Source organism: Rhodococcus sp. NPDC003348, from assembly GCF_053589375.1.
In genome coordinates this window covers 25881-35645 of the sequence record NZ_JBSFRT010000056.1, presented here as the reverse complement: position 1 = coordinate 35645, position 9765 = coordinate 25881, and the positions used below count along the sequence as shown (strand labels likewise).

At 67.9% G+C, this 9765-nt stretch carries 9 protein-coding genes; all 9 read right to left on the bottom strand.

Annotation, left to right across the window (positions count from 1 at the left end; all coding sequences use genetic code 11):
• Positions 1 to 50: 50 nt before the first annotated feature.
• Entirely contained in the window at positions 51 to 1337 is a 1287-nt protein-coding gene (dctP, locus tag ACWDU4_RS25790; RefSeq protein WP_450116794.1) for a TRAP transporter substrate-binding protein DctP, read from the bottom strand.
• Between the two features lie 188 nt (positions 1338 to 1525).
• A complete protein-coding gene (locus tag ACWDU4_RS25785; RefSeq protein ID WP_450116793.1) occupies positions 1526 to 2308 on the bottom strand; it encodes an SDR family NAD(P)-dependent oxidoreductase in 783 nt (260 codons plus the stop codon).
• Between the two features lie 95 nt (positions 2309 to 2403).
• A complete protein-coding gene (locus ACWDU4_RS25780) occupies positions 2404 to 3507 on the bottom strand; it encodes an acyl-CoA dehydrogenase family protein (RefSeq protein WP_450116792.1) in 1104 nt (367 codons plus the stop codon).
• A 51-nt stretch (positions 3508 to 3558) separates the two neighbouring features.
• Entirely contained in the window at positions 3559 to 4818 is a 1260-nt protein-coding gene (locus ACWDU4_RS25775) for an acyl-CoA dehydrogenase family protein (RefSeq protein WP_450116791.1), read from the bottom strand.
• A gap of 4 nt (positions 4819 to 4822) precedes the next feature.
• Positions 4823 to 7186, bottom strand: a complete 2364-nt coding sequence (locus ACWDU4_RS25770; RefSeq protein WP_450116790.1) for a CaiB/BaiF CoA transferase family protein — start codon at positions 7184 to 7186, stop codon at positions 4823 to 4825.
• Between the two features lie 88 nt (positions 7187 to 7274).
• Complete coding sequence (locus tag ACWDU4_RS25765) at positions 7275 to 7415, bottom strand: hypothetical protein (protein WP_450116789.1); 141 nt, start codon at positions 7413 to 7415, stop codon at positions 7275 to 7277.
• A 47-nt stretch (positions 7416 to 7462) separates the two neighbouring features.
• Positions 7463 to 7612 (bottom strand): hypothetical protein, encoded by a 150-nt coding sequence (locus ACWDU4_RS25760; protein ID WP_450116788.1) that lies wholly within the window; start codon positions 7610 to 7612, stop codon positions 7463 to 7465.
• Between the two features lie 156 nt (positions 7613 to 7768).
• Positions 7769 to 8509, bottom strand: coding sequence for a 3-oxoacyl-ACP reductase FabG (gene fabG / locus ACWDU4_RS25755; RefSeq protein ID WP_450116787.1), 741 nt, complete (start codon positions 8507 to 8509; stop codon positions 7769 to 7771).
• A 47-nt stretch (positions 8510 to 8556) separates the two neighbouring features.
• The gene (locus ACWDU4_RS25750) at positions 8557 to 9765 is read right to left on the bottom strand and encodes a CaiB/BaiF CoA transferase family protein (protein WP_450116786.1); all 1209 of its coding nucleotides are present in this window, start codon (positions 9763 to 9765) and stop codon (positions 8557 to 8559) included.

The following is a 9765-nucleotide window of genomic DNA, read 5'->3' as shown; positions in this document are numbered from 1 at the left end:
GGCGAGGGGAGCCCTCGCCCCGGGGCGACTTGCCTTGCCCGCCCGTACCGTCAGGCCGGGCGCTTGTCGAGGAGGATCTCCTCGTAGACCCGCTTGACGTACGGGTCGATGTCGATCTTGCCGGGCGTGTACCAGTCGGCGAAGCCGTTGTAGTCGGTCTCGTTCTTGTAGCCGAGCTCCGAGATGATGCTGCTCCACTTCTCGGAGGTCTCACGCACCGAGCTCACGAAGCCCTCGCCGTCGGTCAGCGCCGGCTTGTCGGCGATCGCGTCGACGATCTTGTTGTTCGCGTTCTGCAGTGCCGTGCGCGCGTCCGCCGCGAACGGCACCACCGATCCACCGTACTGCTTGATCTTCTGCACGGATTCGACTGTCACGGGCCAGATCTTGCCCTCGATGCTCCCGGCGATGAACACGTCGAGGCGGTCCCACAGCAGCTGCTGGGCGACGAGCGGCAGGCCCGCCCAGACGTCCTCGTTGATGACCATGTTGCCGGTCGGGACGGCGAGTCCCGCCTCGGGATCGATGACGGTGTTCGGTGCGACCTCGACCAGGCCGCCGATCGCCGCGGCGGCGGGGCCGACCATCGAGCAGTCGATGACCCCACGCTGCAGCGCCTCGTATGCCTCGGTGTATGCCACCGACGTCGGGGTACCGCCGAGCGCGGTGACCTGCTCGTTGCCCGCGGTGCTGCCCACCGAGACGCTCTTGCCCGCGAGTTCGGGCAGGCTGGTCCGCGGCTGCGCGCAGAACAGGGCGTTCATGCCCGCGTTGTATGCCGGCATCAGCAGCTTGAGGCCCTTGTCCTCGAACTCGGACACGATCTCCGGGGTCGAGAATGCGACCTCTGCAGGCCACGCATTGGACTGCAGGACGCCGGTGACCACACTCTGGTCGGACAGCACGCTGGCATCGAGCAGGGCGGAGGACGCGGGGAACTCCTTGGGCTCGTACACGGTGAGCACCTGGCCGATGTCGAGTCGGCCGTCCTGGACCGCGTTGTCGATCTCGGTCGCCTTCGCGATCGCGTCGGAGTACGCGACGTCGAAGGTGATCTTCCCGCCCGACCAGTCCTCGACCGCCGCGATGTACGACTCGATGAACGCGCCGCTGACAGAGCCCTTGGTGCTCGGGGACTGCGTGTGCAGGACGATCGGGTCGACGTCGGCGAAAGCGGCCTGGTAGTCGGCCTTGCTCGCCCCGTACTCGACACCCTCGCCGCCTCCGTTGGCGCCGCCGGAACCGGACTCGGCACAGCCCGCGAGCAGGAGCGCTCCGGCCGCAGCGAATGCACCGACACGGGCGAAAGCGCCTGTGCGGGTGAAGAACTTGGTCACTGGATCTCCCTAAACTGAACCTCGAGCCGAACCGTGGCGTGCGCACGCCATTGGCGTGACTTGGGCCTCAACTGGCGCACCCGGGTGATTCGGCTCACTTGATGATGCTAATCATGCGGCTAGATTGTGGGCTTGTCAAGATCCATGATCCTGAATTCGTGCCGCAGCGGCCGGCCTCGCCCACACCGCTACTCCGCGGTGACACCGCCGTCGACGAGAATCGCCTGACCGGTCACGTATGAGGCGTCCGGAGAGGCGAGAAAGGCGACAACGGAGGCGATTTCGTCGGCCTCCCCGTAGCGGCCCATCGGAACGGACAGCGGCTTCGAGGGGTTGCGCACGGTGCCATCGGTCGGCACGATCGCGGCGGTGTTCGCCGTCAGGTTCGTCCGGACCGCCCCCGGGCACACGCTGTTGACCCGGATTCCCTTGGGCGCGTATTCGACCGCGAGGGTCTGGGTCAGCATCTTCACGCCGCCCTTCGATGCGCGGTACGGCGCCAGGCCGCCCTGGGTGGCCACGAACGACGACGTCGATCCGCATGTGACGACCGAACCGCTGCCGCGCCGCAGCATCGACGGCAGCACCGCCTGGATGGTGAAGAAGGTGCCACTCAGGTTGATGTCGAGCACACCGCGCCAGTCGGTCTCCGTCAACTCGTGACTGTCGAGCCTGGCTCCGCTGACTCCGGCGGCCGTGAACACCACGCCGATCTCGCCGAGGTCCGCCACGACTTCGTCCGCGATCCTCTTCAGTGCGTCCGCGTCCCGGACGTCCGCGGCGAACGAGCGCGCCGTCCCGCCCGCCTCTTCGATCGCGCGGGCGGTCGCCGCCGCCGCGTCGGCGTGGACGTCGACCACCGCCACCGCGGCACCTTCGGCCGCGAGGCGAAGTGCGGAAGCGGCCCCGATGCCGGAACCCCCACCGGTCACCAGCGCGACCTCGCCGTCCATTCTCCGCATGGGAATCATCCGTTTCTCCGTTCGTTGATCAGGTCGCCGCACCGTCGACACGCGGTGCGGCGCACCGTCATCGGCGGCGGACGAGTGGCGCTCGGGCCGGTCGGTCAGATTCCGACCAGGTCCGCGAGCAGTCCGGTGTGGTGAGCGTTGTTGCCGAGAATCGGTTCGATCGCCTTGGCCCGGCGGAAGTACAGGTGCGGGTCCGCCTCCCAGGTGAACCCGATGCCGCCGTGCACCTGGATGTTCTGGGAAGCACAGAACGTCAGGCACTCGGATCCCTGCGCCTTGGCCATCACCGCGACCCGGGGGAACTCGTCATTGTCCTCGTCCGCGCACATCGACGCGTACATGACCGTGGCCTGCGCCGCGTCGATCGAGATGGCCATGTCGGCGCACTTGTGCTTGATCGCCTGGAACGACCCGATCGGCCGGTTGAACTGCACGCGCGCTTTGGCGTACTCGACCGCCATGTCGAGTACGGCCTCGGCCGCGCCGAGCGCCTCGTTCGCGAGCAAGGTCCGAACGATGTTGGTCACCCGCCCGATGGCGGCCCGGTCGGCCCCCAGGAAGCGGGACGGGGCGGCGGAGAGTTCGACGGTGGCCAGCGGACGCGTCAGGTCCAGGGATGCCTGGCCGTGCACGCTGACGCCGGCGGCGTGCGCGTCGACGACGTACAGGGCCACGTTGTCCTCGCTGGGCACGAGCGCCGGGACCACCAGCAGGTCGGCCACGTGCCCGAACGCGACGTACTCGAGGCGACCGGTGAGCTCGGGTGCGGCCGGGTCACCGGTTGCCCGCACGGTCGCCGAGCCCACCACGGTGTCCCGGGATCCGCTCAGGGCCAGAGCGCCGATCGCGCTGCCGTCGAGAAGGCTCGGCAGGAGCTCGCGCTTCTGCTCCTCGCTCCCGAGTCGCAGGACGGCCTCGATGACACCGGTCGTGGCGATCATCGGGACGGGAGTCAGGGCGCGCCCGAGTTCCTGTGCCACGATGGCGGTTTCCAGGAAGCTGAATCCACCGCCTCCGAACTCCTCGGAAACGTGCAGCCCAGGCACTCCCATGTTCGAGGCGAGCAGCTGCCAGGTGTCGGCATCGTGAGTGCCGCGCTCGGCGATCTCGCGGACGCGGGCGATCGGGGCACGTTCGGTCAGGAGCCGGCGCAGCGAGGCGCGGAACTCCTCCTGATCCTCGTCGAATGCGAAGTACACGATGTTCTTCCGTTCTTTCGTTCCGCCGCCACGGCGACGAAAAGCGTTGGGTCAGGCGCTCTTGCGGCGCCCGATCTCCTGGAATGGGCCGCCGTCCAGGCGAGGCTCCTTCGGCAGTCCCAGCAGTTGCTCGCCGATGATGTTGCGCTGGATCTGCGAGCTGCCGCCGTAGATCGTGGCGGCGCGGGCGTACAGCGCGATCTCCGTCCAGCAGCGGGAAGAGTTGTCGGCGCCGGGATTCGGGGTCACCAGCATGCCGTCGTTGCCACCGCCGGTCGGAGTGAGCGCCTCCAGGCCGAGGATGTCCATGCCGACCTCGGTGAGGCGCTGGAAGAACTCGCTCCAGATCACCTTCGAGAACGAGCCGTCGACGCCGTACGACCCGCCGTTGAGCAGCTTGGTCAGTGCACGGTACCCGCGGAATCGCATCGTCTGCACGCGCGACCAGCACCAGGCCAGTTCGCCGCGGATGCGCGGATCCGCCGTCAGCCCACGCTCACGGGCCAGTTCGATCAACCGCTCCACCTCGCGGCCGAAGCGGACGGCGTCGGTGGTGGCCCGGACGCCGCGCTCGAAACCGAGCAGCGTGTTGGCGGTGTTCCAGCCGCCGTTCACGCCGCCGAGGACGTGGGACTTCGGAGTGCGCGCGTCGGTGAAGAACACTTCGCTGAACGCGACGTAGCCGGCCGCGTTGAGGATCGGCCGCACCTCGACACCGGGCTGGTCCATCGGGACCAGCAGGAAGGACAGTCCCTTGTGCTTCGCCACCGTCGGATCCGTTCGCGCGATCACGAAGATCCAGTTGGCCTTGTGCCCCTGCGACGTCCACGTCTTCTGGCCGTTGATGACCCACTCGTCGCCGTCGAGGACGGCACGGGTTCGCATGCCGGCGAGGTCGGAGCCGGCCTCGGGCTCCGAGTAGCCCTGGCACCACACGTGCTCACCGGAGAGCACCCGGGGCAGGAAGTACTCCTTCTGCTCGTCGGTGCCGAGGACCGTGACGGTGTTGCCGAGCAACTTGATGCCGAGGGTGTCGTTCTCGGTGCCGTCCGGCACCCCGAGCCGCATGAGCTCCTCGTTGAGCACCACCTGCTCGATGCTCGACAGTCCGCCGCCGCCGAACTCCTTCGGCCATGACACGGCGAGCAGGTCGTTGTCGGAGAGCACCTTTCGCCAGCTCGTCAGGAACGCGTCCTGTTCGGTCTCGGGGAGGGCACCGATGCCGCGCCAGCCCTCGGGCAGCTTCGATTCGAGCAGCGCGCGAATCTCGGCGCGATACGCCTCCGCTTCTGCGGGATACGTGATGTCCATGGTTCTACGATTCCTTTGCTGCGACCGTGGGCAGCTTGCACACGGTCGCCATCAGTGCGGCGACCTCGTCGGTGCTGTAGCCCAGTCCCTCGAGGATCTCGGCCGAGTGCTGACCGAGCCGAGGACTGCCACCCTTGAAGCTCCCCGGGGTGTCGGACAGATGGATCACCATGCCGACCTCGCGCGACCAGCCGTACTCGGGATGGTGGTGTTCGACGACGCGCTGCGACTCGAGCGCCCACTCCTCCCACAGCAGTTCCGGCATGATCGGGTAGTCGAGCGGGATCTCCGCCGGGACACGGTTGTCGTCGAGCAGTTTGAATGCGTCGGAGCTGTCGAGTTCGGCGAATCGGGCCGCGAGGAGACCGGCGAGCGCATCGGCGTTCGCCGTCCGTCCCGCGGTGGTCACGAAGCGGCTGTCGGCCGCGAGATCGGTCAGGCCGAGGGCCGAGACCAGGCGCCCGAAGGCCGCGTCGCCGAACACCGCGATGGCGATCCAGCCGTCGGACGTGCAGTACAGGCGGTAGAGGGGCGAGAGCCCCATCTGCTCCGAGTCGAGCTGGTGTGCGGGCACCGCGGTGCCGTCGAGCGTGGCCGAGTGCTCGCTGATCACGAACAGGCTCGAATGCAGCTGCGGGCTCTCGACGTACTGTGCCGTACCGGTGTTCAGTCGGTGGTGCAGCGCCAGCAGGACGGTGACGGCGCCGAGGAATCCGTTGTAGAGGTCCTCGTTGCCGATGACACGACGGATGGGGGCGTTGCCCTTGCCTGCCCCCTCGAAGTTCAGGCCGACCAGTCCCGACACCAGCGGAGCGAACGACTTGAGCGTCGACTTCGGCCCGGCGGAGCCGAACCCCGGCAGGTAGGCGTAGATCAGGTCCGGGTTGATGGCCTTGAGCTGCTCGTAACCGAGGCCGATCTTCTCGGCCTTGCCGGGGCGGTAGTTCTGCATCACGACGTCGGCCTCCGCGACCAGCCGGTGCGCGATCTCCTGGCCTTCGGGGGTCCGCATGTCGAGCGCGATGTTCCGCTTGCCTCGGTTGGCGCCCTCGAACAGGTCGCCGAGGGGCCGCATCTGGTCGCCGACGAGCGGCTCCACCTTCACCACGTCCGCACCGAGGTCGGACAGCAGCCGGGCACCGAAACCCGTTGCGAAGTAGGAACTGAAGTCGACGATCTTCACTCCCTGCAACGGAGCCGTCACCGATCCACCGGGGGCGGCCGACGCCCACACCGCGGAGCGGGCCACCTCGCCGATCCGCTCGTTGTGTTCACCGATGCGGGGAGCCGGCGCGGGGGTCGCGGGTGACGACTTCTCGAAACGGATCACCGGACCGACCTGGCGGAGGGTGCCGTGATCGGCGTCCGGGAGTTCGATGGCGACCTCGGCGAACTTCACCTGATCGTCCTCGAACGTCTCCTCGGGATGCAGCACCGGCAGTGCGGCGATGTCCGCGGCGTGGAACAGCTCCAGCCATTCGTCGCGGGGCCGGGACCGGAAGGCCTCGGGGACCTTGTTCCGGGCGATGTCGAGTTCGACCTCGTCGAGCGGCACCGCCATCTCGGGGCCGTCGATCGTCTGGGTCTGCTCACCGAAGCCGAGGATGTCCATCATCCGCTTGTACGAGCCGGGGCCGCCGGTGTGCGGAATCAGCCACTTGCCGTCCGCGCACTGGAAGGGATCGGTGATCAGTCGTTTGTTGCCGAATCCGGTCTGGGTGCCGCTGCGCGCCAGGTAGGAGATGTCCTTCTCGTTCCACCACCAGTTCATCGACGAGATCGCCAGCATGCCGTCGAGCAGGGAGGTGTCGACCTTCTGCCCGGCGCCGTTGATCTTCCGCGCCCGCAGGGCGGCAAGGATTCCGATCGTGGTGATGAACGCGGTGCCGTACGAGACGGTCGGGTGCCCCATGAAGATCGGGCCGTCGCGGTGGCCACGCTGCTCGGCCATCTGGCCGAGCCGGGCGTTGAGCAGTGCCTCGTAGCCGGGGCGGGACGCGAGCGGGCCCGTGTTGCCGTATCCGGTGACCGAGCAGTACACCAACTCGGGGAACATCTCGTGCAGCCGGTCGTAGCCGAGCCCGAGGGCGTCCGCCTTGCCGGCGCCGAAGGATTCGACGAAGACGTCCGCACCGGCGAGGAGTTGCTCGGCGATCGCACGACCCTCGGCGGTGCCCAGATCGGCCTCGACACTCCACTTTCCGCGGTCGGTGGACTTACGCACCGCCGTGTCCGCGTCGATCGCGCCACCGGGACGTTCGAGCTTGACGACGCGGGCGCCGTAGTCGGCCAGCATCATCGTCGAGATGGCTGCCGGCATACCCCAGCTCGCATCGATCACGACGAGTCCGTCGAGTGGACCAGCCATCTGAGCACTCCTTCTGTTACGCGACGGCCACAGCGACCGTCACGTGTCGGACGGCATTGCGGCACATAGATTTTGGTTGATGCCCTACTCAGTCGGACGACGGCAGGGGCTTGGCGGTGAGCAGTTCCATCGGCGCTCCGTGGCAGGTGAAGGTGCCCGCACCCTTCTTGACGCAGATGACCTGGGTCTCACACGTTGCGCACGTGTAGCGCTTGCCGATCTCGTTCATGTGGATTCTCCTCGATGTGGTGACAGACCAGGGCCGACCGTGGGCGGTCAGCTGCCGGCGAAGGTGACCTCGAGGGCCGCGCCGCAGCAGGTCAGCGCGGAGCCGCCTGCCGTCGTGACGATCGCTTCGGAACCGCACTCGTTGCAGCGCAGCCGGCTTCCGTTGGTGGCCTCCGTGCCGGGGGTGGTGTCGGACATGTCCGCTCCTTTGCCGTTGGGTGCACCGGGCCGACCAGGTGTGGTCCACCTCTCACGTCCGGCGCGAACGTTACCTAGTTCACTATAATGATAGTCATGGATTGAGGCAAGGGGTCCGACCGGTGTGGACGACGCCGCCTCGGGACACTGCGACCGTCACATGAGACGGCCGCCGGTCACCTCGAGCACGGTGCCCGTCATGTAACTCGACATGTCGCTGGCCAGGAACAACACCACCGAGGCGATCTCGCTGGGCTCACCCGCGCGGCCGAGCGGGATCTCCGCCATCTTCTGTTCCCAGATGCGTTCGGGCATGGCCTCGGTCATCGGAGTCCGGACCAGGCCGGGCTGCACCGCGTTGACACGGACGTTCTTGAACGCGACCTCTTTCGCGGCGGCCTTCGTCAGACCCACGATGCCGGCCTTGGCGGCCGAGTAGTTCGTCTGCCCGACCAGCCCGACCTTTCCGGACAGCGAGGAGATGTTGACGATCGCGCCCGCGCCGTACTCGCGCATCCGGTTCGAGGCCGCCCGGGTGCCGTTCCAGGCACCCTTGAGATGGACCGCGATGATGTCGTCGAAGTCCTGCTCGGTCATCTTGCGCATGGTCGCGTCCCGCGTCATGCCCGCGTTGTTGACGAACACCCCGAGCGGCCCGAAGGCGCTCTCGGCTGTGCCGATCACGGCCTCCACCGCAGCGCCGTCACGGACGTCGCATCGGACGAAGCGCGCCACCTCGGCGCCGCCGAGCTCGGCCTCCGCCTTCGCGCCCGCCTCGTCGTTGATGTCGGCGATGACGACCTTCGCGCCCTCGGCGATGAAGGTCCGCGCGATCTCCAGACCGATACCCTGCGCGGCCCCCGTGACGACGGCGACCTTTCCTTCCAACAAGCCCATTACCCGCTCCACATTCGTGTCTGTCCGACCCGGCGACCGGGTCCGAACTACTGGACGATTCCGGCGGTCCGCAGTGCGGCCACCTGCTCGGTGCTCAGCCCGAGTTCGGCGAGCACGAGGTCGGTCTGCTCCCCCAGCGCCGGGACCGCGCCCATGCGCATCTCGACGTCCCGGAAGGTCATCGGTGGCAGCACGGCCCGGATCGGACCGGCCTCGGTCTGCACGTCACGCCAGCGATCGCGCGCCTCGAGCTGCGGGTGCGCGATCAGGTCCTTCATGTCGCCGAGCTGCGCCGCCGGGATGCCGGCCTTGGCGAGTCGGTCGTCGAGTTCCCCGGTACCGAATGCGGAGGTCAGCTCGCCGACGAGCGCGTCCACCTCGGCGCGGTTCTGCACGCGCAGGATGTTGGTCGCGAATCGCGGATGGTCCGCGAGGTCCGGGCGCTCGAACACGTCCGTGACGAGAGTTCGCCAGCCCCGGTCGTTCTGGACGCCGATGAGAATCTGTCCGTCCCGGGTCGGGTAGGCGTCGTAGGGCGCGATGGACGCGTGCGAGAGCCCCATCCGCCTGATCTGCACGTCCTGGTACATCTGCATGTACATCGGGTGGCCGAGCCATTCGACGGTCGCGTCGAACATCGCCACGTCGATGGTGGCGCCCTTGCCGGTCCGTTCCCGGCGGAACAGTGCCGCCTGGATCGCGGTGAGCGCGTACATCCCGGCCGCGATGTCGGACGTGGGAATCCCGGTCTTGGTCGCGGTCTCCGGCGTGCCCGTGATGGAGATCAGTCCGGTCTCGGCCTGGACCAGCATGTCGTAGGCCTTGCGGTCGACGAACGGGCCGGACGTGCCGTAACCGGACATGTTGACCACGATCAGTTCCGGGTGGTCCGCGCGCAGGTCCTCGGCACCGAGCCCGAGCCGGTCGGCGGCGCCGGGCGCGGAGTTCTGGATGAACACGTCGGCCTCGGCCACCAGGGCCTTGACGGCGGCGAGACCCTCCGGGGCCTTGAGGTCGACGCAGATCGACTCCTTGCCGCGGTTGAGCCACACGAAGTGCGACGCGAGCCCGTGCACGGCCGTGTCGTAGTTCCGGGCGAAGTCGCCCTCGCCGATGCGTTCGACCTTGATCACCCGGGCGCCGAGATCGGCGAGGTGCCGGCTGGCGATCGGGGCCGCGACGGCCTGTTCGAGGCTGACGACCGTGATGCCCGCGAGCGGGAGGTCGGTGTCGACGGTGACTGCGTCGGGATCCAT

Bases quoted from the DNA above. Each gene is read 5' to 3' on its own strand.
- ACWDU4_RS25760 (WP_450116788.1), bottom strand. From the start codon at position 7,612: ATGTCCGACACCACCCCCGGCACGGAGGCCACCAACGGAAGCCGGCTG.
- ACWDU4_RS25785 (WP_450116793.1), bottom strand. From the start codon at position 2,308: ATGATTCCCATGCGGAGAATGGACGGCGAGGTCGCGCTGGTGACCGGT.
- ACWDU4_RS25765 (WP_450116789.1), bottom strand. From the start codon at position 7,415: ATGAACGAGATCGGCAAGCGCTACACGTGCGCAACGTGTGAGACCCAG.
- ACWDU4_RS25775 (WP_450116791.1), bottom strand. From the start codon at position 4,818: ATGGACATCACGTATCCCGCAGAAGCGGAGGCGTATCGCGCCGAGATT.
- ACWDU4_RS25770 (WP_450116790.1), bottom strand. From the start codon at position 7,186: ATGGCTGGTCCACTCGACGGACTCGTCGTGATCGATGCGAGCTGGGGT.
- ACWDU4_RS25750 (WP_450116786.1), bottom strand. From the start codon at position 9,765: ATGGATCCCGACGCAGTCACCGTCGACACCGACCTCCCGCTCGCGGGC.
- fabG (WP_450116787.1), bottom strand. From the start codon at position 8,509: ATGGGCTTGTTGGAAGGAAAGGTCGCCGTCGTCACGGGGGCCGCGCAG.